Annotated in this window: 19 protein-coding genes; 9 read left to right on the top strand and 10 right to left on the bottom strand. The window is 73.2% G+C overall.

Annotated features, from left to right (window positions below; genetic code table 11):
* Positions 1-23: 23 nt before the first annotated feature.
* The 4 genes from FDO65_RS20970 to FDO65_RS20955 form a co-directional block, all read right to left on the bottom strand.
* Positions 24-416, bottom strand: a complete 393-nt coding sequence (locus FDO65_RS20970) for a type II toxin-antitoxin system VapC family toxin (protein ID WP_137451695.1) — start codon at positions 414-416, stop codon at positions 24-26.
* Positions 413-667 (bottom strand): type II toxin-antitoxin system Phd/YefM family antitoxin, encoded by a 255-nt coding sequence (locus FDO65_RS20965; RefSeq protein ID WP_137451694.1) that lies wholly within the window; start codon positions 665-667, stop codon positions 413-415. The genes FDO65_RS20970 and FDO65_RS20965 overlap by 4 nt, the downstream gene beginning before the upstream one ends.
* Positions 668-792: 125 nt before the next feature.
* On the bottom strand, positions 793-2040 hold the full coding sequence (gene tgt / locus FDO65_RS20960; RefSeq protein ID WP_420847559.1) for a tRNA guanosine(34) transglycosylase Tgt: 1248 nt from the start codon (positions 2038-2040) through the stop codon (positions 793-795).
* 2 nt (positions 2041-2042) lie between these two features.
* A complete protein-coding gene (locus FDO65_RS20955; protein ID WP_137451693.1) occupies positions 2043-2318 on the bottom strand; it encodes a hypothetical protein in 276 nt (91 codons plus the stop codon).
* A 130-nt stretch (positions 2319-2448) separates the two neighbouring features.
* On the opposite strand from FDO65_RS20955, the gene FDO65_RS20950 reads away from it, so the two are divergent.
* The 5 genes from FDO65_RS20950 to FDO65_RS20930 all read left to right on the top strand — a co-directional run bounded on the left by FDO65_RS20950 (position 2449) and on the right by FDO65_RS20930 (position 9707).
* Positions 2449-3675 carry an MFS transporter gene (locus FDO65_RS20950; RefSeq protein ID WP_166442328.1) on the top strand — a complete coding sequence of 409 codons (1227 nt, stop codon included), beginning with the start codon at positions 2449-2451 and terminating at the stop codon, positions 3673-3675.
* A gap of 135 nt (positions 3676-3810) precedes the next feature.
* On the top strand, positions 3811-4512 hold the full coding sequence (locus FDO65_RS20945; protein WP_137451691.1) for a serine/threonine protein kinase: 702 nt from the start codon (positions 3811-3813) through the stop codon (positions 4510-4512).
* 75 nt (positions 4513-4587) lie between these two features.
* Complete coding sequence (locus FDO65_RS20940; protein ID WP_137451690.1) at positions 4588-6024, top strand: FAD-binding oxidoreductase; 1437 nt, start codon at positions 4588-4590, stop codon at positions 6022-6024.
* Between the two features lie 57 nt (positions 6025-6081).
* Positions 6082-7887, top strand: a complete 1806-nt coding sequence (locus FDO65_RS20935) for an ABC transporter ATP-binding protein (protein ID WP_137451689.1) — start codon at positions 6082-6084, stop codon at positions 7885-7887.
* A complete protein-coding gene (locus tag FDO65_RS20930) occupies positions 7884-9707 on the top strand; it encodes an ABC transporter ATP-binding protein (RefSeq protein WP_205850222.1) in 1824 nt (607 codons plus the stop codon). The genes FDO65_RS20935 and FDO65_RS20930 overlap by 4 nt, the downstream gene beginning before the upstream one ends.
* 10 nt (positions 9708-9717) lie before the next feature.
* Here the strand turns inward: FDO65_RS20930 and glsA are convergent, their stop codons facing one another.
* Positions 9718-11520, bottom strand: a complete 1803-nt coding sequence (gene glsA / locus FDO65_RS20925) for a glutaminase A (RefSeq protein WP_137451688.1) — start codon at positions 11518-11520, stop codon at positions 9718-9720.
* 47 nt (positions 11521-11567) lie between these two features.
* On the opposite strand from glsA, the gene FDO65_RS20920 reads away from it, so the two are divergent.
* Positions 11568-12371 (top strand): amidohydrolase family protein, encoded by an 804-nt coding sequence (locus FDO65_RS20920; protein ID WP_137451687.1) that lies wholly within the window; start codon positions 11568-11570, stop codon positions 12369-12371.
* Positions 12372-12591: 220 nt separating this feature from the next.
* Here the strand turns inward: FDO65_RS20920 and FDO65_RS20915 are convergent, their stop codons facing one another.
* Entirely contained in the window at positions 12592-12870 is a 279-nt protein-coding gene (locus FDO65_RS20915; RefSeq protein WP_137451686.1) for a GlsB/YeaQ/YmgE family stress response membrane protein, read from the bottom strand.
* Between the two features lie 580 nt (positions 12871-13450).
* Here FDO65_RS20915 and FDO65_RS20910 point away from each other — a divergent pair.
* From FDO65_RS20910 to FDO65_RS20900, 3 genes are read left to right on the top strand one after another with little or no spacing between them, the layout of a single operon-like run.
* Entirely contained in the window at positions 13451-14155 is a 705-nt protein-coding gene (locus FDO65_RS20910) for a hypothetical protein (RefSeq protein WP_137451685.1), read from the top strand.
* A 43-nt stretch (positions 14156-14198) separates the two neighbouring features.
* Positions 14199-15032 carry a PRC and DUF2382 domain-containing protein gene (locus FDO65_RS20905; protein WP_137451684.1) on the top strand — a complete coding sequence of 278 codons (834 nt, stop codon included), beginning with the start codon at positions 14199-14201 and terminating at the stop codon, positions 15030-15032.
* A gap of 52 nt (positions 15033-15084) precedes the next feature.
* Positions 15085-15882 carry an SDR family oxidoreductase gene (locus tag FDO65_RS20900; RefSeq protein WP_137451683.1) on the top strand — a complete coding sequence of 266 codons (798 nt, stop codon included), beginning with the start codon at positions 15085-15087 and terminating at the stop codon, positions 15880-15882.
* Positions 15883-15891: 9 nt separating this feature from the next.
* On the opposite strand, the gene FDO65_RS20895 is transcribed toward FDO65_RS20900, so the two are convergent.
* The 4 genes from FDO65_RS20895 to FDO65_RS20880 are packed head-to-tail and all read right to left on the bottom strand — an operon-like array spanning position 15892 to position 21311.
* Positions 15892-17940 carry an ATP-binding protein gene (locus FDO65_RS20895; RefSeq protein ID WP_137451682.1) on the bottom strand — a complete coding sequence of 683 codons (2049 nt, stop codon included), beginning with the start codon at positions 17938-17940 and terminating at the stop codon, positions 15892-15894.
* 5 nt (positions 17941-17945) lie between these two features.
* On the bottom strand, positions 17946-19562 hold the full coding sequence (locus FDO65_RS20890; RefSeq protein WP_137451681.1) for a carboxyl transferase domain-containing protein: 1617 nt from the start codon (positions 19560-19562) through the stop codon (positions 17946-17948).
* Positions 19555-20373 (bottom strand): enoyl-CoA hydratase-related protein, encoded by an 819-nt coding sequence (locus FDO65_RS20885; RefSeq protein WP_137451680.1) that lies wholly within the window; start codon positions 20371-20373, stop codon positions 19555-19557. Before FDO65_RS20885 ends, FDO65_RS20890 begins: the two co-directional genes overlap by 8 nt.
* Positions 20370-21311: a hydroxymethylglutaryl-CoA lyase gene (locus FDO65_RS20880; protein ID WP_137451731.1), complete on the bottom strand. Its 942-nt coding sequence runs from the start codon at positions 21309-21311 to the stop codon at positions 20370-20372. Before FDO65_RS20880 ends, FDO65_RS20885 begins: the two co-directional genes overlap by 4 nt.
* Positions 21312-21547 lie beyond the last annotated feature (236 nt).

Raw genomic sequence — 21547 nt, 5'->3', positions numbered from 1 at the left:
ACTGCACGTGCGCCACCCGGCGGTCACCGCGGGGCGATCGTCGCCAGTCCCGACGCGTGGGCGGCCTGCGCCTGCCGTTCGTCGTAGGTCAGGAACGCATCGACGTCCAGACGCAGGGCGACGGCGACGTGCAGGGCGTCAAGACTCCGCAGGTTGGCACCGGGCAACAGACCGGCGGCGCGGAAGACGTCCCGGTCGAGGTCCACCACGTCGATCCGGTCGAGCACCGCCGAGACCGAGGTCTGGTCGAGCCCGGTCCGTACCGCCAGGCGCCGAAGCTCGGTGTCGAGCAGGGCTCCGGCCACCAGCTCACCGCCGTCCTGCGCGAGGTGGTCGAGGTGACGCACCAGGGCGCTCGACTCGGCCTCCGCGACGAGCAGCTTGGCCGCCGCGGAACTCTCGATGTAGACGATCACCGATCGCCGCGCAGGGCGTCGAGATCGTCCTGGATCGGGTGATCGAGACCGGCTCGGACGATCTCACCGAAGCCGCCACGGACCCGAGCCGACCGTCGACGGAGCGGTGGCGACGACGGACCCGCCGGGGGGACCAGCAGGGCGACCACCTCACCATTGTTGGTGATGGCGAACGACTCGCCGCCGGCGACCTCACGCAGGATCGCGCTGCTGTTGTTCCGCAGTTCGCGGTGCGGGATCGTTCTTGTCATCGTCGGCTCCCTCGAAGTGCGTGACGCTGTAGCAAGCGTAGCAACTACCCCTCGATGACCAGCGGCGGTAGGGGATTTCTCCCGCTCACCGGGTAGAACGCTCCACCTTCGACGCAGGCACGGCGTCAGCTGCGGTAAAAACGCCCCAGCATCTCGTCCCGGAACTCGTCGAAGGTGCCGTCGGCGATGGACGCCCGGATCCGGTCGACCAGCCGGACCACCCAGCGTTCGTTGTGGATGGTGGCCAGGGTGGCCGACAGCATCTCCTTGGCCTTGAACAGATGGTGCAGGTAGGCCCGGGTGTAGTGGGCGCAGACGTAGCAGTCGCAGCCCTCGTCCAACGGCGTGAGGTCGCGGCGGAAACGGGCGTTGTTGACGTTGTAGTAGCCGCGGTCGGCGAAGATCCGCCCGTTGCGAGCGACCCGGGACGGCGAGACGCAGTCGAAGGTGTCGGCGCCGTTGGCGATGGCGTTGAAGAAGTCGTCCGGCTCGCTGATGCCCAGCAGGTGCCGCGGCTTGTCCTCCGGCAGTTCCTCGCAGACCCAGCCGACGATGTCGCCGAGGATCTGCTTCTCGATGGCCCCGCCGATCCCGTAACCGTCGAACGCCTGCCCGTCGACCCGCAGCGCGGCCAGATCGGCGGTGGCCTGCCGGCGCAGGTCCTCGTACTGCGCACCCTGGACGACCGCGAACAGCGCCTGGTACGGCTTGCCGACCCGCTGCGCGGTCAGCCGGCGGTGCTCGGCCAGGCAGCGGATGGCCCACTCGTGGGTGCGGCGGACCGAGAGTTCCTGGTACTCGCGGGTGTTCATCAGCGTGGTCAGCTCGTCGAAGGCGAACATGACGTCCGCGCCGAGCTGGTGCTGGATGCCCATGGACACCTCGGGGGTGAACCGGTGACGGGACCCGTCCAGGTGCGACTTGAAGGTCACCCCGTCGTCGTCGACAGCTGCCAGCCGGGTCTTGCCGGCGGCGATGACGCTGTCGGACTGCAACCCGCTGACGTCCATCGCCAGCACCTTCTTGAACCCGACGCCCAGGCTCATCACCTGGAAGCCGCCGGAGTCGGTGAACGTCGGCCCGGGCCAGTTCATGAATGCGCCCAGCCCGCCGGCCTCGTCGATCAGGTCCGAGCCGGGCTGCAGGTACAGGTGATAGGCGTTGGCCAGGACAGCCTGCGCACCGAGCGCGGCCATCGACTCGGGCAGCACCGCCTTGACGGTGGCCTTCGTGCCGACGGCGATGAACGCCGGAGTCCGGATCTCCCCGTGCGGGGTGGTGATCGTGCCGGTGCGGCCGAGGCGGCCGGGCAGGCGGTGGTCGACGGTGAACCCGAAGTCGGCCGGCTCGGCCACGGCCGGATCGGCCACCACACTCACGCGACGAAGCCGGTGAACTCGGCGATCTCGGTGCCGGCGTGCTCCACGGTGACCCGGGTCGGGCCCAGCAGGCTCTGGAAGACGGCGGCGACCACCGGCGACCCGTCGGCCAGTTGACCGCGCAGCCGGAAGTCACCGGCGGCGGTGGCCTCGTCGACCGCCTCGCCGTCGACCAGCAAGGTCCAGGTGGCGTGCACCAGCCCCGTCTTCGCGGTGACCTGCACCGTCGAGGGACCGATGGCCACCGTGTGCTCGTCCGAGAACAGACCCATGGGCCGCACCCTACCCAGGTCGGTGCGACCGGACGGCGGCTCCGCGGCCCGGGTAGCGTTTCGCGAGGCGAACTGTCGGGCAGCTCTGTGCCCGGCGACCGGGCCCGACGGATGCAGGAGACCGCACACGATGACCGATCGGACGGCCCGTCGGGCCGCGTTCCCGGTGTTCGTCCTCATCGCCCTCATCCTGCTGGCCTTCAACCTGCGGGCGCCGTTCGTGGCGGTGTCGGCGGTGGCGGGTGACCTGGAGGGCGCCCTGGGCATGTCCCCGGCGGCGGTCGGTCTGCTGACCAGCCTGCCGGTGCTGTGCTTCGGCCTCTCCGCCCCGCTGGCGTCGGCGGCGATCGGTCGGCTCGGCATCGAACGGTCGGTGTTCGCCTGCCTGCTCACGCTGCTGGTCGGTATCGCGGTGCGGTCCGTCGGCGGCGTCCCGACGGCGATGGTCGGCACGGTCATCGTCGGCCTGGCCATCACCGTCGGCAACATCGTCGCCCCGATGATCATCGCGCGGGACTTCCCCCGCTCCGCCGCGGCCGGGGTCACCGGCGCCTACACCGCCGCGTTGAACGTCGGGTCGATGCTCGCGCTCTCGGTGTCCGCATCGGTCGCGGCATCGGCCGGCTGGGCCGTCGCCCTCGCCCTGCCGTCGGTCCTCACGCTGGCCGCGGTGGCCGTGTGGCTGGTACTGGTGCGGCGACCGGCCCACCGCGACCGGATGGCGACCGCCCACCGGGAGCAGCAGCCGACGGCAGCCGGCGGCGAGCAGCAGCGGCCGTCGCTGGGGACCCTGCTGCGTCGTCCGACCACCTGGATGCTGACGGGCGCCTTCTCCGGGCAGGCCTTCGGCTATTACGGCCTGACCGCCTGGTTGCCCACCCTGCTGGCCGACAAGGAGGGCCTGTCGCACGACGCGGCCGGGGCGGCGTCGTCGATCTTCCAGGTGTGCGCGGTCGCCGGCGCCTTCCTCACCCCGGTTGTCATCAACCGCTTCGGACCGGCCACCGCGTTCGCCGTCAACGGGGCGTTGTGGTTGACCATGCCGCTCGGCCTGCTGCTGGCCCCGGGGGGCTGGGCGCTGTGGAGCGTGTTCGCCGGCGTGGCCCAGGGCGGCGGGTTCACGGCCGTCTTCACCGTGGTCGTGCTGCGCACCCGGGGGCAGCGGGAGAACCGGCAGCTGTCGTCCATCGTGCAGACCGGCGGGTACGCGGTCGCCAGCCTGGGTCCGGTGGTGGTCGGCGGTCTGCACGCTTCCACCGGCGCCTGGGTGGCCCCGTTGCTGGTCGTCGTCGGGGGGCTCTTCCTGTTGACTGTGCTCGGGGTGCTCGCCGCTCGCGAGCCGCGCGTCCGGGCCTGAACCGGCCAGATCGACCCGTCCGATACCTCGACTCACCCCGTCGGGACTGTCGCCCGAACCGGACATCCGGTGTGATGAACGGCGAGCTCCGGGGCGGCGGGTCCGGGCATCGGGGCGCAGCGAGGGCGGGAAACGATGAAGAGTGCGGAACGGACGACACCGGGCGGGTCCGTCCGGCGGTCGGGGGCCCTGGCGATCGGCCTGGCCGTGGTCGGTGTGCTCGCCCTGATCGCCGTGCTCGGCCTGCTGGCCGGCTGCGCCCACCAGACGACCGGCGTCGCCTCGGTGGGCACGAACACCGGTCCCGCGACCGCGCCCGGGTCGCCGGCCACGTCCCCGGCGGCGGCCCGTTCGACGGCCGCGCGGGCGACGCCGAGCCCGGCCCCGGTCACCGTGACCGCCGCGCCGGCGACCACCACGGTCCCCCCGTCGACGGTCACCGCGACCGCGACCAGCGTCCTCGCGGTGCCCGTGCCCGTGAACCCCGCCCCGGCCGGCCGGTTGCCGGGCGACCTGGGCCTGGCCCAGCCGATCAGTTCACCGGCCTGCGACGGACTGGGCATCCTCGTCCTGAAGTCGGCCACGACCCCCGGGGCCTACGCCGCCGATGTGGCGGACGCGTTGGCGGCGACGCCGGGCAGCAGCTACCTGCGCACCGACGTGACCTGTCCGTCGCTGACCCCCGCGACGCCGTCCGGCGACCCGATCTACGCCGTGTACGTGCCCGCCGGGTACAGCCGGGCCGATGTCTGCAAAGCCCTGGAGGTCGCGCCGTCCGGCGCCTACGGCCGCTGGTTGAGCTGGACGGAATCTCCCGACCACACCATCGACTGCTGAGCCGGTCACCCCGGATGGGGCACCGGTGGTCCAGACCTGGCCGTGACCGGCCCGCGGCTCATTAGCGTCCGACCCATGCCGCTCGAGGACGCCCACGTGACCGCCCTGGCGACGGAATTGGGCGACATCGTCGCCCGGCCCGGCGACCCGGCTTACACCGACGCCCTCGGTCGGATCTTCTTCCCGGACGCCGCGCGCCGGCACCCGTCGTGCGTGGTGCGACCCCGCGACGCGCGGGACGTCTCGGCGGTCCTGCGCATCGCCGGCCGGACCGGCGGCCGGGTCACGGTCCGGGGCGGCGGCCTCAGTTCGACGTGTGTCGAGGACGGGGCCGTCCTGCTCGACCTGTCCGCCCACCTCACCGGGGTCGACGTGCGGGACGAGGGCCGCGCCGTGGTGGTCCAGGGCGGCTGCCGGGTGGGGGCCGTGCTGACGGCGCTGGCCCCGACGGGTCGGGTGCTGCCGGTGGGCATCGTCGGCCACGCCGGCCTCGGACTGGCCACCCGCGGCGGCGTCGGCTACCTCACCCGCAGTCGGGGCCTGACCCTCGACCACCTGACGGCGGTGGAGCTCGTCACCCCCGACGGGCGCACCCACGATCTGTCGTCCGCGAGCCAGGGTGAGGACGCAGATCTGTGGTGGGCGGTACGCGGATGCGCCCCGGCCTTCGGGGTCGTCACCGCGGCGACGTTCCGGACCGTCGAGCAGGGGCCGATGTGGGTGGAGCGCCTGGTGTTCGGGCTCGACGGCACCGATGGCGCGGCGGCCCTGGCCGCCTACTTCGCGGTCGCTCCGCAGTGCCCGCGCGAGGTGACCATGGGCGCCGTGCTCGGGTACTCCGAGCTGGCTCCGGGCACACCCCTGCTGCTCGTCTACACCGCCTGTGCCGAACCGGGCGCGGTCGACGCGGCCCGGGCCCTGGACGACGAGGTGCAGGCCGCGACCTCGGCGTTATTGCTGCACCGGTCCGAACGGAGCGGTCGGTACCTGGCCGGTCTGCCCGAGTTCGCACCCCCCGGTGCGGATGGCGCCGACCCGTCGCCCATCCCGCTGCCCGAGCCCGGGGAGGTTCGCGGTGGGTTCTACGGCAAGTCGGTGTTCACCGGCCCGACCCTGGATGACGCCGTGGCCGACCAACTGCTGGCGGCCCTGCGGGACGCCCCGACGCGCGCCTGCCGCATCGATTTCCAGCACACCGGCGGAGCGCTCGGCGATGTCGCGGACGACGCGACGGCGTTCCACGGGCGGTCCGGGGAGTGGAACATCCCGCTGAACGCCATCTGGGACTCCCCGGACCAGCGGGAAGCCGCCCAGAACTGGGCCCGGCGGACCGTGCGGCTGCTCGATGACCACACCGTCGGCGTCTACAGCGTGGAGGTGCGTCCCGGGTTCCTGGAGACGCCGGACGAGATCGTCGCCGCCTACGGTGCGAACCTGCCGCGGCTGCGCCGCCTGCAAGGGCTCATCGACCCCGCCGGGGTGCTGGCGTACCCGTTGGCTGGCGCGAGCTGACCGGCCGTCGACAACCCGCGAATGTCTCAGGCACCAAAGTAAGGCTACCCTCACCTGGTGTCCTTCGCTCCGCCCGTCGCCGTTCGCTCCGCTGACCGACCCGAGAGTTCCGTCCGCGCCCGGGACGCCCGCGCACTGCTGCGATCCGGGCGGCGGGCGCAGCTGCGCCCGCTGTCCGTCGGGGTGCTGTTCCTGTCGCTGCACCAGCTGACCGAGGTGCTGGTGCCGGTGGTCATCGGCCTGACGATCGACCGGGCGGTGACGACCGGCGACCCGGTGGCGCTGGCCTGGTGCATCGGCGGCCTGGTCGTCCTGTTCACCGCCCTGCGACTGTGCTGGCGGACGGGGGCCCGGGCCGTGCAGTTCGCCGAACTCCGGGAGGGGCACCGTCTGCGGACGGCCGTCGCCGCCCGCCTGTTGCAGCCGGCGGGGGTGCGCACCGATCGGGCCACCGGCGAGCTGGTGTCGATCGCGTCCGGCGATGCGGACACCACCGCGTCGGCCATCGAGGCGCGGGCCCGGCTGATCGCGGCGGGGGTGGCCATCGTCGGCGCCACCGTCCTGTTGCTGCGCATCGACGGCTGGCTGGGGCTGCTCGTCATCGCCGGCACTCCCCTGGTCCTGCTGCTCCTGCAGGGCCTCGGCCCGGTCATCAGCCGCCGCAGCGAAGCCGCCCAGCAGGCGGCCGGTCGCAGCGCGGCGCTGGCCACCGACCTGATCCGCGGGCTGCGGGCGATCCGCGGGATCGGGGCCACCGCCTCCAGCGTCGACCGCTACCGGGCGGCCAGTCGCACCACCCTCGCGGCGTCCCTGCGGGCGGCGACCACGTCGTCGGCGCAGGCCGGCGCCGGTGTCCTGCTCAGCGGACTGTTCCTGGCCGTCGTCGCCGCGGTCGCCGGCATCCGGGCCTGGCACGGCGACATCTCCATCGGCGAGCTCATCACCGTGGTCGGCCTGGCCCAGTTCGTCGCCGAACCGCTGGGCACTCTCGTCTTCGCGGCCCGGGAGCTCGCGGTGGCCAACGGCTCGGCCCGCCGGGTCGCCGAGGTGCTGTCCGCCCCGGACGCGGTCACCGACGCGGCCAGCTCCGATCGCCCGGCCCACCGGACGGATCCGGGCGCGCCGGCGGTGGAGCTCCACAACGTGCACGCCGGGTCGCTGCGCGGGCTCACCCTGCCGGTCCCGGTCGGCCGGCTGGTCGCCGTCGCCGGCAACGACCCCCGGGACGCCGTCGCGATCCGGGGCCTGCTGACCGGTGAACACGCGGCGACCGACGAGAGCGTCCGGATCGGTGGACGACCCGTCTCGACGGTGCCGCTGGTCGAACTGCGGCGGCGGGTGCTGGTGGAACCGCACGAGACCGATCTGTTCGCCGGGACCGTGGCCGAGAACCTGCGCGCCCTCCCGGGCGCGCCCACCGACGACCGGGCGCCCGGGGACGACCCGGGAGTCGCGGTGGACCACCCCGCCCTGCGGGCCAGCGCGGCCGACGAGTTCGTCGCCGGCCACCCGGCCGGCCTGGACCATCCGGTGGCGCACCGGGGGGCGTCGCTGTCCGGCGGCCAGCGGCAACGGCTCGCGCTGGCCCGGTCCCTGCTGGCCGACCCGGACGTGCTGGTGCTCAGCGAACCCACCACCGCCGTCGACGCGGCTACCGAGGCCCGCATCGCCGCCGGTCTACGCCGACTACGCCACACCGACACGGACCGGCCTCGCACGACCGTGCTGCTCACCAACAGTCCGACCCTCCTCGCCGTCGCCGACCAGGTGGTGCTGGTCGTCGACGGCGCCGTGGCCGACCGCGGCACCCACGCCGACCTGGTCGCCCGACGCGCCGACTACCGGGAGCTGGTGCTGCGATGACCGCGACGCTCGACGCCGTGACGACCACCCCGACGGACGGGCCGGAACGCCTGCCGGTGGCCACCGGGCGGGTGACCGGCCGCGACCTGCTCGCCCGGTGCCGGCGGTATCCGGGTACCGCGCTGGCCGCCGTCCTCGTGGCCCTGGCCGCCAGCGCCTGCGGGCTGGTCGCCCCGTGGACGCTCGGGGTGCTGGTGGACCGGATCGATGACCTGCCGGGTGGTCCGGCGCCGGGCACCGGTGACGCGGTCGCCGGTGTGCTGCCGCTGGTGGCGGTGATGGCCGGGGCGGCGCTCGCCGCCGGGGTGCTCACCTGGGTGGGCGGGGTGCTCATCGCCCGGCTCGGCGAGCGCGTGCTGGCCGACCTGCGCGAGGACCTGATGAACCGGGCCGTGCGCATCCCGCCGACCACCCTGGAGCGCATCGGGGCCGGCGATCTGCTGACCCGGACCGGCGACGACGTGAAGCTGGTCGCCGCCGCGTTCACCGGGCTGATCCCGCTGGTCGTGGCGGCCCTGTTCACGCTGGGTCTGACCCTGGTCGGGCTCGGGCTGCTGGACTGGCGGCTGGCGCTGGCCGGGGCCACGGCCCTGCCGGTGTACGTGCTGGCGCTGCGCTGGTACCTGCCGCGGGCCGCGGCCCGGTACGCGCAGGCCCGGGCGGCCGTGTCCGACCGTTCGCAGGCCATGCTGGGCAGCCTGTCCGGGTTGCCGACGGTCCGGGCCTACGGCGTGCACGACGAGCACCTGGCGGCCGTGCGGGGCGGGTCGGAGCGGGCGTTCGCGCTGTCCAACGGGGTCTTCCGCATGTTCAGCGGGTGGGCCGGCTGGATGAACCGGGCCGAGTGCATCGGCCTGGCCGCCGTCCTGGTCGTCGGGTTCCTGCTGGTCCGTGCCGACGTCGTGACGGTCGGGGCGACGACGGCGGCCGCGTTGTACTTCCATCGGCTGTTCAACCCGTTGGCCCTGTTGATGGTGACGTTCGACGACGTGCAGGAGGCCGGGGTCGCGTTGGCCCGGCTGGTCGGGGTGACGCGGATGGCCGCGGCGGCGGTGCCGGTCGATCCGGCCACTCCGGTGGGCGGTGCCCTGGAACTGCGGGAGCTGACCCACCGGTACGGCGACGGTCCCCCGGTGCTGAACGGCATCTCGCTGACGGTGGCGCCGGGCGAGCGGGTCGCCCTGGTCGGCGCCAGCGGGGCCGGCAAGACGACGGTGGCGGCGATCGCCACCGGTCTCGTGCGTGCGACCGGCGGCCGGGTGACTGTCGGCGGGGCCCCGCTGGACCGGATCGCCCCGGACGACGTGGCCCGGCACATCGCCCTGGTCAGCCAGGAGGTGCACGTGTTCGCCGGGACCGTCCGCGACAACGTCGCCTTGGCCGTGCCGGCCGGCACGCCGGTCGACGACGGCAGGGTCGAGGCGGCGCTCGCCGCCGTCGGCCTGGCCGGCTGGGTGGCGACGCTGCCGGCCGGCCTGGACACGGTGATCGGCGAGACCGCGCATCCGGTGTCGCCCGCGGTCGCGCAGCAGATCGCACTGGCCCGGGTGCTGCTGATGGATCCGCCCATCGTCGTGCTCGACGAGGCGACGGCCGAGGCCGGCAGCGCCGGCGCGCGGGACCTGGAGGATGCGGCGCAGGCGGTCGTCCGCGGGCGGACCGCACTGGTGGTCGCGCACCGGTTGACGCAGGCCGCCGCGGCGGACCGGATCGTGGTGCTGGACCGCGGATCGATCGTCGAGCAGGGCAGCCATGACGAGCTGCGCGGCCGCGGCGGCCGGTACGCCGACCTGTGGGCGGACTGGACGGGGACCCGCTGACGGGGTCGGTTCAGCGGCTGGGAGTCACGAGGCTGCGGGTGACCCAGTCCAGCTGGTCCATGGATCCGACGACGAGCCGGCGGAGGAGGGTGAGGAGCACCCCGGGTCGGCTGACGCCGAGTTCGGTGAGGGCCTGTTGCGGCAGCACCGCGGCGACGGTGTCCGTCCGGGCGGTCGCGTCGAGGTCGTAGTCCCGGCCGGCGATCGCATAGACCACCCCGAACGTCGTGCCGGGGGTGAAGACCGACAGGTGGTGGCGGACGCCGCGGCGGTCGACGGTCAGTTCGATGAGCCCGGCGGTGACGAGGAACAGGCCGTGGGGTGGTTGCCCGGCCCGGACGACGGCATCGCCGGCCGCCCACTGCCGGATCTGCAACCAGGGCATGAGGGCGTCGAGGTCGGCGGCCGGCAGGTCCGCCAGCAGCGGGTGCTCACCGGTGTCGATGGCATCGGGGGCGTCGTCGGCCGGGGCGTGCCGTTCGATGAGCCGGTCCTCGGCGTATTCGACCGCGGAGTCGACGTCGCGGAAATGTCGGACGAGCCGACCCGGGTCGGCGTCCAGCAGCACCGCGTCCGGATCGACGATGACCGGTTCGATGCCGCGTTCGAGGAGCTGGTCGCGGGCGGCGGCCATCAGCCGGCGCGTCACCTCCGCCGTCTCGGCGACGTTGCGCAGGTCCAGCACGATGACGTCGAGTTCGTCGAGCTCGGCGGTGATCTCGCGGATGACGGACTCGACGCCGGCGAAGAGCAGGTCGCCGTGGAGTTCGAAGACCCGCGCCCGTCGGCCGAAGGTCAGCAGGGCCCGCTGTTCGGCGGGGGTGCGGCGGTGCCGGGACGGGCGGTCCACGATGTCGTAGTTGTTCCGGATGGCCGACCGGGCCGCCCGGGTGACGTGCAGGAAGTGCAGTTCCAGATCCTGTGACAGCCGGCGGCACGCGGCCACCCCGCGGACGCTGTTGCCGTGCTGGTCCAGGCGGGGCGAGTACACCGCGAGCCCGAACTGACCGGGGAGGACGGCGAGGATGCCGCCGCCGACCCCACTCTTGGCCGGCAGGCCGACGCGGGCGACCCAGTCGCCGGCGCCGTTGTACATGCCGCATGTGGTCATGACCGACAGGACCCGCTCGCACAGCGCGGGGTCGAGCACCCGCTCCCCGGTGAGCGGGTGGGCGCCGTTATCGGCCAGGGTGGCGGCCATCAGCGCGAGATCGCGGCAGTTGACCTCGATGGAGCATTGCCGGAAATACAGCTCGACGGCTTCCTGCGGGTCGCCCTCGATGATCCCGTAACCCCGGAGGAGGTGGCCGATGGCGCGGTTGCGGTGCCCGGTCTCGCTCTCGGAGGCGAACATGGCCTCGTCCACGGTCAGGTCCCGGCCGGCGCACCGGGAGTAGAGGCGGCGCACGCGTTCGAACTTCTCGGCGGCATCGGATCCGTCGATCAGGGAGGCGCTCGCGATGGCGCCGGCGTTGATCATCGGGTTGCGCGGGCGTTCGGTCGTCGGGTCCAGGCTGATCTCGTTGAACGCCTCCCCGGAGGGTTCCACGTCGACCTTCTCGCCCACCGCGGCGATGCCCCGGTCGGCGAGGGCCAGGGCGTAGGTGAACGGTTTGGAGATCGACTGGATAGCGAACTCCCGGCGGCTGTCGCCGACCTCGTAGACGTGCCCGTCGCTGGTGGCCAGGCAGATGGCGAACCCGTCGGGGTCGACGCGCGCCAGTTCGGGGATGTAGGAGGCGACAGCGCCCGACCGCTCCTGCAGCAGCTCGGTGTGGACGTCCTCGAGGTAGCGCTGGACCAGCGAGCTCATGGGCGGAAACTATCGGTGAGGTCGGTCCGGCCGAGCAGACTGGGCCCATGAGTTCCCCGTACGGGGCGGTCGTCGACGCCCACTTCCACGTGATCGACCCGCGGTATCCGCTGGTGCCGAACCAGGGGTACCTCCCGCCGGCCTTCACCGCGTCGGACTACCGATCGCGGGTGCGGGAGCTGGGGGTTGTCGGCGGCGCGGTGGTGAGCGGGTCGTTCCAGGCCTTCGACCAGGGTTACCTGGTGGCGGCGCTGGCCGAGTTGGGTCCCGGGTTCGCCGGGGTGACGAATCTGCCGGCGACGGTCTCCGAGGAGACGGTGCTGGCGTTGGACGCGGCCGGGGTGCGGGCGGTCCGGATCAATCTCTACCGCGGCGGTTCGGCGGGGCCGGCGGACCTGGACCGGTTGGCCCGGATGGTCCACGAGGTGGCCGGGTGGCACACCGAGTTGTACGTCGACGCCGGCGATCTGGCCGATCTCGCGCCGCGGTTGCGGTCGCTCCCGCAGGTCACCATCGATCACCTGGCGATGTCGGACGACACCACCGGGACGCTGCTGGATCTGGTGGCGGGCGGGGCGGTGGTGAAGGCGACCGGCTTCGGGCGGATCGCGGTGAGCGATCCCGAGGCCCTGATGGCCGCCGTCGTGCGGACCTCACCGGCGGGGTTGGTCTTCGGTACCGACCTGCCGTCCACCCGGGCCCGGGTCCCGTTCCGGGACGAGGACGTGGCCCGGGTCGCGGAGGCGGTCGCCACCGTCGACCCGGGCCTGGTTCCCGCGGTGCTCCGCGAGAACGCCGTGCGGCTCTACCGTCTCGGCGACCTGGGGGCGGCACCGCCGGCGGCGGGCTGACGCCGGTTGCGGATCGCCGTGGTGATCTCCCGCTGGACCCGGCGCCCGATGGGGCTGCGAGCCAGGGCGATCAGACCGCCGATGCCGCCGAAGCGGCGCAACAGACCCTTCATGACCGAACCATCCTTCGAGAAAGCGAACGAGCCGACGGAAGACCGCCGGCTCGTCCGAGGGTGATGACCGGGCGCCGCGGTGTACGACGCCCGGGGACTGCGTCAGATCAACGGGTGACGGCCGAGCGACGACCGAACTTGTTCCACAGCAGCAGCACGATGATGGCGCCGACGACCGAGCCGATGATCCCGGACGGCTGCAGGAAGCCGTTCTGGGCGTCGTTGCGGAACAGCAGGTAGCCCAGGAAACCGCCGACGAACGAGCCGACGATGCCGAGGATCAGGGTCTGCGCCCACGACATGGGCTGCTTGCCGGGGACGAGGAAGCGGGCGAGCGCTCCGGCGATGAATCCGACGATGATGATCGAGATGATGAGGCCGAGCATGATGACTCCTCAGTGCGGGATGGAGCGGAGCCGGCCAGGCGGTGGCCGGTCGCGGGGGGATGCGGCGTTCGGAACACCGGTCGGATCCGTGGGTGGCCCGGTGTTCGGAACGGACGGAGCGGCCCGCTGCTGGACCGGTGATGCGGGGTCGGCCGCGGTGTGCGGTCGACCGGGTTCGGGTCCGGGGAAACCGGCCCGACGGGGGGTGCGTCGGCTTCCACGGTAGTCCTGTCGGTCATTTCCCTTCGGGTCCATCGGGTCTCGTTTGTGCTTCGACGACCCGGGTACCCCTGGGATGACGCGACCTCAACCCGGAGGTCCGTGCGTCCTGACGGTCGTCGCCCGGCTCGTGGCCAGACGCCGGCGGTGCCTTCGCAGCACCATGTGCGCCCCGACGTCGTCCGAACCCTGGAGCTCGCGTCGCGGAGCACGTTCGGTCGACCGCTTCATGATCGTCCTCCCTCGTCCGCGAAACCGTTCGGACACCCCACCGGCCCGGCAGGGCGGCGGCGACATCCATTGCGTTGTCGACGCTGTCACTACCCAGATCCGGGTCACTCCACACCCAGAAGGTTGTGCCATGAGCAGTCCCCTGCACCCCGATGGCGAGTCCGCCCGGGCTTCCGACCCGACCTGGACCGACGGCGATCACACCGCCGATCGGGACCGGTACGACGCGCCGACCACCCGACCGACCGGGGCGGTCGACTCCCGGGACCTGGCCCACCGCCAGGAGGAACGCTTCGGCGGCATCAAGTTCGGCTCGGCGTTCTTCGGGTGGCTGACCGCGACCGGGATGGCCGTCATCCTCATCGCCATCCTGGCCGCGGCCGGCGTCGCCTTCGGTATCGCCGACGACGCGACCGTCGACCAGGCCGTGAACGAGGCGGGCCAGGCGACCGACACCGCCCAGACGGTCGGGCTCGTCGGCGGGATCGTCTTCCTCGTCGTCCTGCTGCTCGCCTACTACTGCGGCGGGTACGTCGCGGGCCGGATGGCCCGGTTCAACGGGCTCCGCCAGGGCCTGGCCGTGTGGATCTGGGGTGTCGTCACCGCCCTGATCGTCGCGGCCGTCGCCGCGATCGCCGGTTCGCAGTACGACGTCCTCGCGCAGCTCAACCTGCCGCGCCTGCCCGTCAACGAGGGCCAGGTGACGACCGTGGGCGCCATCGTCATCGGCGCCGCCCTGCTCGCCGCGCTCGTCGGCGCCCTGCTGGGCGGGCTCGCCGGCATGCGCTTCCACCGCAAGGTCGACCGCTCCGTCGACGACCTCCCGGTGCGCTGACTTCCCCTCTCCCCCATCACCCCTCGCACGGAAAGGCATTCGCATGACCAACGCGCTGTCGCCCGACTCCTACCTCGGGCGAAATGCCGTCGACCGCAACGGCGACAAGATCGGCTCGATCGGCCAGGTGTATCTCGACGACGCCACCGGCCAGCCGGACTGGGTCACCGTCAACACCGGCCTGTTCGGGCACAAGGAGAAGTTCGTGCCGCTGGCCGGGGCGTCGTCCACCGGCGACGACGTCGTCCTGCCGTTCGACAAGGACGTCGTCAAGGACGCGCCGGACATCGCCGACGCCGACCACCTGGACGAGGACGAGGAGCGAATGCTCTACGACTACTACGGCCAGCACGGCGCTCTCGGCCGCTCCGGGAGCGAGACCTCGGTGTCGTCCGGGCAGGAGACCGACCGCCGCACCGACTCGGCCGGACTCGTCGGGACGGGGACGACCGGCGGCCCGGGGCACGACGTCTCGGGACCCAGTACCGACGACGCCATGACCCGCTCGGAGGAGCACCTGCAGGTCGGGACGGAACGCGTGGAGGCCGGCCGGGCCCGGCTGCGCAAGTACGTCGTCACCGAGCAGGAGACGGTGACGGTGCCGGTGACCCGCGAGGAGGTGCGGGTCGAACGCGAGCCGATCACCGACGCGAACGGGGGTGGGCGGGCGGCGACGGCGGTCGTCGGCACCGAGGAGGAGCACGAGGTCGTCCTGACCGAGGAGCGGCCGGTCGTCACCACCGAGGCCGTCCCGGTGGAGCGGGTGCGCCTGGACACCGAGACCGTCACCGAGCAGCAGACGGTGACCGGGGACGTCCGCAAGGAGGAGATCGCGGTGGACGACCCGACGACCGGCACCGGTCGCGACCGGATCTGATCCCTGCGCGATCCCGGGGTTTGCGACGGGGCGGCGGCGGAACCATGCGGACATGACCTTCCAGCCGCAGACCGCCATCGTCACCGGAGCGGACTCCGGGATCGGTCGGGCCACCGCGGTCGCCCTGGCGACCGCGGGGCTCGACGTGGGAATCACCTGGCACACCGACGAGTCCGGGGCGCGGGACACCGCGGCCGAGGTCCGCAGCCTGGGCCGGCGAGCAGAGGTGGCCCGGCTGGACACCACCGACCTGCCCGGGTGCGGTGACGTCGTCGACGATCTGGTCACCCGGTTGAGCCGCGTGGACGTGTTCGTCAACAACGCCGGGGCCGGGGGCGGAACCCCCTTCCTGGACATGGATCTCGATACCTGGCGGGCGACGGTGGCCGCCGACCTGGACGGCGCGTTCGTCTGTCTGCAGCGGGCGGCCCGGCACATGGTCGCCGCCGGACGGGGCGGGCGGCTGATCGCCGTGACCAGCGTCCACGAGCTGCAACCCCGGGTCGGGTCGGCCGCCTACGACGCGGCCAAGCACGGCCTGGGCGGCCTGATGAAGACCCTGGCCCTGGAGCTCGGGCAGTACGACATCACCGCCAACTCGGTCGCCCCCGGGGAGATCGCCACCCCGATGACGGGACAGACCGACGCTGATCCCCGCTCGGTGGAGCGCCCGGGCATTCCGCTGCGGCGTCCCGGGGACGCCCGCGAGATCGCTGCGGTGATCGCCTTTCTCGCCTCGGCCGGCGCGGGCTACGTCAGTGGGGCGACGTGGGTGGTCGACGGCGGCATGCAGCGCATGGGCCCACAGGCCGGGTCGCACCTGACGTCCGACGACTGGCGGTCGGTCTGACCGGACCGGTCAGGCGGTGGGGGCGTCGTCGTCGGGGCCGACGCTGAGCAGTACCTCGTCCCGGCCGACGGTGCCGCCGACGCGGGCCCGTAGCCCGCTCACCACCCCGTCCGTCGTCGCGGACAGCACGTGTTCCATCTTCATCGCCTCGATGACGACGAGGGTCTGGCCGGCGTGCACGGTCTGCCCCTCGGTCACGGCGACCACCGTGACGGTGCCGGGCATGGGTGAGCGCACCGGTCCGCCGACGGTCTCCTCGCCGCCGGTGTCCGGCGCGGCCGGGTCCCGCAGTCGCACGGCCCAGGTGTGGCCGTCCCGGCCCACCCACAGGGTGCCGTCGGGGTCGTGGGCGACCGCCCACTCCGTCGTCAGTCCGTCGCTCTGCACCCGGACCCGGGTGCCGCCCTGGCCCCCCGTGGCGGCCGCGGTGATCGCGACGGCCGGTCGGGCCCCGTCGGCACCGGGGACGGCGTACTCGCCGGCCGCGGCCCGCCCCCGGATCCGCAGGGTGACAGGGGGAGCCCCGTCGACCTGCACGGCGATCGGGGTCCAGGCCGGCGGGCCCAGACGCCAGCCACCGGGCAGGTCGAACGGGTCGATCACCGGGCTCGCCGGTTCGGCGGCCAGCAGGTGGACGGCGGCGACCGCGGCCAGCACCTCACCGGGCGGCGCGGCGGTCACGGCGGGCCGGTCGTCGAGTCGACGGGCGATGAGTCCGGTGTCGAGCCGGCCGGCCCGCACGTCGGGGTCGGTGACGAGGTCGTGCAGGAACGCCAGGTTGGTCGGCAGTCCGAGCAGCACGGTGGATCGCAGCGCGTGGGCCAGTCGGTCGAGCGCGGCGGCCCGGGTGTCGCCGTGGGCGATGATCTTGGCCAGCATCGGGTCGTAGTCGGAGCCGACCACCGAGCCCGTGACGATGCCGGCGTCGACCCGGGCGTCCGCCGGTGGCTCCCAGGCGAGCACCGGTCCCCCGGTGGGCAGGAATCCGGTGGCCGGGTCCTCGGCGTAGAGGCGGGCCTCGACCGCGTGGCCGGTCAGGGTGATGTCGTCCTGCGCGAACGGCAGGGACTGACCGGCGGCGACCCGCACCTGCCATTCGACGAGATCCAGTCCGGTGACGAGTTCGGTGACCGGGTGCTCGACCTGCAGCCGGGTGTTCATCTCCAGGAAGAAGAACTCGTCCGGCCGGTCGCCGCCGACGATGAACTCGACCGTCCCGGCGCCGGCGTACCCGCACGCGCGGGCAGCCGCGCAGGCGGCCTGTCCCATCGCCGAGCGTTGCGCCGGGGTGAGCAGCGGCGACGGCGCCTCCTCGATCACCTTCTGGTGGCGGCGTTGCAGGGAACACTCCCGCTCGCCGAGATGCACCACGCCGCCGTGGGTGTCGGCGAGCACCTGGATCTCGAGGTGCCGCGGGGTGGTGACGAGCCGTTCCACCAACAGGGTGTCGTCCCCGAAGGACGACCGCGCCTCCCGGCGGGCCCCGGCGATGGCGTCGACCAGGTCGGCCGGGTCGTGGACCTCCCGCATGCCCTTGCCGCCGCCCCCGGCGGACGGCTTGAGCAGCACCGGGTAGCCGACCCGTTCGGCGTCGATCGCCAGCTCGGCGTCGGTCAGGCCGAGCCCGCTCGAGCCGGGGACGACCGGCACCCCGGCGGCGACGACGGTCTGCTTGGCCCGGATCTTGTCGCCCATCGCCGCGATCGCCGCGACCGGCGGGCCGATGAACGTCAGGCCCGCGTCGGCGCAGGCCTGCGCGAAAGCGGTGTTCTCGCTGAGGAACCCGTACCCGGGATGCACGGCCTGCGCGCCGGTGCGCCGCGCGGCCGCGACGATCAGGTCCCCCCGGAGGTAGCTGTCGACCGCGGGCGCCGGGCCGAGCCGGACGGCCATGTCCGCCGCGGCGACGTGCGGGGCGCCGGCGTCCGCGTCGGAGTACACGGCGACGGAACGGATGCCGAGGCGCCGCAGCGTGCGGATGACGCGAACGGCGATCTCCCCGCGGTTGGCGACCAGGACAGTGTCGAAAAGTGTTCCTGGAGCTGCGTGATCGATCATCGGGGTCACATCCGGAACAGGCCGAAGCCCGGGTCGGGCAGCCGGGCGTTGGCGGCGAGGGACAGGGACAGACCCAGGACCATCCGGGTGTCGGCCGGGTCGATGACGCCGTCGTCCCAGAGGCGGGCGGTCGAGTAGTAGGGGTGGCCCTGGCGTTCGTACTGCTCGCGGACGGCGGCCTTGCGGCGTTCGGTCTCGACCGGGTCGTCGGCGCCCGAGCGCACGGTGGACAGCACGGCGGCGGCCTGGTCGCCACCCATCACCGAAATGCGGGCGTTGGGCCAGAGGAACAGCAGCCGGGGCGAGAACCCGCGCCCGCACATCGAGTAGTTGCCGGCGCCGAAGGAGCCGCCGATCACCACGGTCAGTTTCGGCACCCGGGTGGTCGCGACGGCGGTGACCATCTTCGCGCCGTGCTTGGCGATACCGCCGGCCTCGTACTCGCGGCCGACCATGAACCCGGTGATGTTCTGCAGGAAGACCAGCGGGATACCGCGCTGGTCGCAGAGTTCGATGAAATGGGCGCCCTTCTGGGCGGATTCGCCGAAGAGGATGCCGTTGTTGGCCACGATCCCCACGGGGTGCCCGTGGATGTGGGCGAACCCGGTGACCAGGGTGGTGCCGTACTCGGCCTTGAACTCACCGAACCGCGACCCGTCGACGATGCGGGCGATCACCTCGCGGACGTCGTAGGGCGTGCGGGGGTCGGTCGGCACCGCACCGTAGAGCCCGGCCGGGTCGACGACCGGCTCGTCGGTCGGCCGCACCGTCCACGGCGGGGCCGGCTTGCCGGGCAGCGTGGCGACGATGGACCGGACGATGGACAGCGCGTGGGTGTCGTCGCGGGCCAGGTGGTCGGCGACGCCGGAGACCTTGGTGTGCAGGTCGCCCCCGCCCAGTTCCTCGGCGGTGACGATCTCGCCGGTGGCCGCGGCGACCAGCGGCGGCCCGCCCAGGAAGATCGTCCCCTGGTTGCGGACGATGACGGCCTCGTCGCTCATGGCCGGCACGTACGCCCCGCCCGCGGTGCACGACCCGAGGACGGCGGCGATCTGCGGAATGCGGCGCGCGGACATCTGCGCCTGCTGGTAGAAGATGCGGCCGAAGTGGTCGCGATCGGGGAAGACCTCGTCCTGCAGCGGCAGATAGGCGCCGCCGGAGTCGACGAGATAGACGCAGGGCAGCCGGTTCTCGGCGGCGACCTCCTGGGCCCGCAGGTGTTTCTTCACCGTCAGCGGGTAGTAGGTGCCGCCCTTGACGGTGGCGTCGTTGGCGACGATCACGCACTCGCGGCCACTGACCCGGCCGACGCCGGTGATGATCCCCGCGGACGGGGCCTGCCCGTCGTAGAGGCCGTGCGCGGCCAGCGGCGAGAGTTCCAGGAACGGCGATCCCGGGTCGAGCAGGGTGTCGACCCGTTCTCGGGGCAGCAGCTTGCCGCGGGCCCGGTGCTTCTCCCGTGCGGCGGGCGGTCCGCCTGCCCGCGCGGTGGCCAGGTGCGCGGCGAGATCGTCGACCAGGGCCCGGTGTTCGTGGTCGCGCGTGGCCCAGTCGCGGCTCGACGGATCGGCGTGGGTGGCCAGGACCGGGAGCTCGGCCGGGCCGGGGCGATGGTCAGGCACGGTCGTCCTCCAATGCGGGGCGGGGCTCGATCACCCAGGACGGGGGCCGCTTCTGGAGGAATGCGGCGATGCCCTCCTGACCCTCGGGCCCGGCGAAGTGGTCGGCGGAGGACCGCTGCAGCTCGTCGAGGTCCGCCAGATCCGTCCGGTGGGGGCGGCGCAGCAGCTCCTTGGTGGCGGCCAGCGCTCCCGGCGCACCCCGCAGGAGGGCGGCGACCTGGTCGGTCACCGCGGCGTCGAGGTCGGCGGGCGGCACCGCCGCGGTCAGCAGGCCGATGGTCGCGGCGCGGGCGGCCGGGAACGGGTTGCCGGTCAGCAGCAGTTCCTGGGCGGCCCGGGGCTGCAGGCGGGGCAGCACGGTGGCGGAGATGACGGCCGGCACCACCCCGATCCGCACCTCGGTGAAGGCGAAGGTGACCGTGTCGGCGGCGATCGCGAGATCGGCGGCGGCGACCAGCCCGACCCCGCCGGCTCGTGCGGTCCCGGCCAACCGGGCGATCACCGGCCGGGGGAACTCCCACAGCCGCCGGAGGATCGACGGGAGCTCCCCGACCCCCTGGGCGCCGGAAGCCGCCCCCCAGGATTCCTTGAGGTCCATCCCGGCGCAGAACACCGGTCCGGTGTGGGTCAGCACCAGTACCCGGACCCGTTCGTCGGCCGCGGCGGTGTCGAGGGCGGCGAGCAGTTCGCGGCGGAGCCGGGCGGACAGGGCGTTGCGGTTGGCCGGCGAGTCGAGAACCACGGTGCCCGTGCCGATCCCGAACGGGCTGTCCGCGCCGATCAGCAATCGCACCAGGGGCGCGTCGGTCATGTCCGGCCTCCGCTCAGGGCCTGGACCACCCGGGACGGGCTGGGCCGGCCCAGCCGGCCGGCGAGCCAGACGCTGGTGTCGACCAGCCGACCGAGGTCCAGTCCGGTGTCGACCCCGAGCCCGTCGAGCTGCCACACCAGGTCCTCCGTGGCGAGGTTGCCGGTGGCGCTGCCGGCGAACGGGCAGCCGCCCAGGCCGCCGGCGGCGCTGTCCACCGTGACGACGCCGTGCTGCAGGGCGGTCAACGTGTTGGCCAGCGCCTGACCGTAGGTGTCGTGGAAATGCACGGCCACGTCGGCGATCTCCACGCCTGCGGCGGTCAGCGCATCGAGAACGGCGACCACCCGGCCGGGCGTCGCCACCCCGATGGTGTCGCCGAGACTCAGCTCGGTGCAGCCCATGTCGCGCAGTCGGATCGCCACGTCGACCACCTGGCCGGGCGCGACGGCACCCTCCCACGGGTCGCCCCAGCACATCGACAGGTAACCGCGGACCCGTATCCCGTCGGCCCGGGCCGCCGCCACCACCGGGTCGAACATGGCCAGCGACTCGTCCAGGCTGCGGTTGAGGTTCCGCACGGCGAAGGACTCGGTGACGCTGGCGAACACGGCGATGTCCTGCACCCCGAGCACCCGGGCCCGGTCCAGACCGCGCTGGTTGGGGACCATCACCGGGTAGCGCACCCCCGGTCGACGTTCGATGGTCCGCAGCAGATCCTCGGCGTCGGCCAGCTGCGGGACCCACGCCGGGTGGACGAAGCTGGTCGTCTCGATGACCGTGCTGCCGGCGTCGGCGAGGCGCTCGATCAGCTCGGCCTTGACGGCGACCGGCAGCACCGTCGACTCGTTCTGCAGGCCGTCCCGGGGGCCGACCTCCCACACGGTGATGTGCGCGGGCAGGCCGGGGAGCGGGGCGTGGCCGAAGGCGGGCGGTGGCATCACGCGGCCTCCTCGGGCTGACGGGGGTGGGCGGGCAGCGACGGCGGTCGTCGGCACCCGGCTGGGCGGCGTCCACGATCACCCGACCGCCCCGGCGCATCCCATGTCCGGGGCGGACAACACACCCGGGGAGAACTGACCGACCGGGACAGGGCCGGTCGACGTCCGGCCGCCCTACCGTCGCCCCCAGGACGGGTCGCCGTCCTCCGGCCAGCTGGGCAGGTTCTTCCCTGACC

The organism is Nakamurella flava, from assembly GCF_005298075.1.
Lineage (GTDB): Bacteria > Actinomycetota > Actinomycetes > Mycobacteriales > Nakamurellaceae > Nakamurella > Nakamurella flava.
The sequence above is the reverse complement of the archived record's forward strand: the minus strand, read 5'-3'. Positions and strand labels throughout refer to the sequence as shown.

What these genes read in the sequence shown, in the direction of transcription:
- FDO65_RS20965 (WP_137451694.1), bottom strand. Translation starts at nt 667, where the DNA reads ATGACAAGAACGATCCCGCACCGCGAACTGCGGAACAACAGCAGCGCG.
- FDO65_RS20955 (WP_137451693.1), bottom strand. Translation starts at nt 2,318, where the DNA reads ATGGGTCTGTTCTCGGACGAGCACACGGTGGCCATCGGTCCCTCGACG.
- FDO65_RS20950 (WP_166442328.1), top strand. Translation starts at nt 2,449, where the DNA reads ATGACCGATCGGACGGCCCGTCGGGCCGCGTTCCCGGTGTTCGTCCTC.
- FDO65_RS20945 (WP_137451691.1), top strand. Translation starts at nt 3,811, where the DNA reads ATGAAGAGTGCGGAACGGACGACACCGGGCGGGTCCGTCCGGCGGTCG.
- FDO65_RS20940 (WP_137451690.1), top strand. Translation starts at nt 4,588, where the DNA reads ATGCCGCTCGAGGACGCCCACGTGACCGCCCTGGCGACGGAATTGGGC.
- FDO65_RS20930 (WP_205850222.1), top strand. Translation starts at nt 7,884, where the DNA reads ATGACCGCGACGCTCGACGCCGTGACGACCACCCCGACGGACGGGCCG.
- glsA (WP_137451688.1), bottom strand. Translation starts at nt 11,520, where the DNA reads ATGAGCTCGCTGGTCCAGCGCTACCTCGAGGACGTCCACACCGAGCTG.
- FDO65_RS20920 (WP_137451687.1), top strand. Translation starts at nt 11,568, where the DNA reads ATGAGTTCCCCGTACGGGGCGGTCGTCGACGCCCACTTCCACGTGATC.
- FDO65_RS20915 (WP_137451686.1), bottom strand. Translation starts at nt 12,870, where the DNA reads ATGCTCGGCCTCATCATCTCGATCATCATCGTCGGATTCATCGCCGGA.
- FDO65_RS20910 (WP_137451685.1), top strand. Translation starts at nt 13,451, where the DNA reads ATGAGCAGTCCCCTGCACCCCGATGGCGAGTCCGCCCGGGCTTCCGAC.
- FDO65_RS20905 (WP_137451684.1), top strand. Translation starts at nt 14,199, where the DNA reads ATGACCAACGCGCTGTCGCCCGACTCCTACCTCGGGCGAAATGCCGTC.
- FDO65_RS20900 (WP_137451683.1), top strand. Translation starts at nt 15,085, where the DNA reads ATGACCTTCCAGCCGCAGACCGCCATCGTCACCGGAGCGGACTCCGGG.
- FDO65_RS20895 (WP_137451682.1), bottom strand. Translation starts at nt 17,940, where the DNA reads ATGATCGATCACGCAGCTCCAGGAACACTTTTCGACACTGTCCTGGTC.
- FDO65_RS20885 (WP_137451680.1), bottom strand. Translation starts at nt 20,373, where the DNA reads ATGACCGACGCGCCCCTGGTGCGATTGCTGATCGGCGCGGACAGCCCG.
- FDO65_RS20880 (WP_137451731.1), bottom strand. Translation starts at nt 21,311, where the DNA reads ATGCCACCGCCCGCCTTCGGCCACGCCCCGCTCCCCGGCCTGCCCGCG.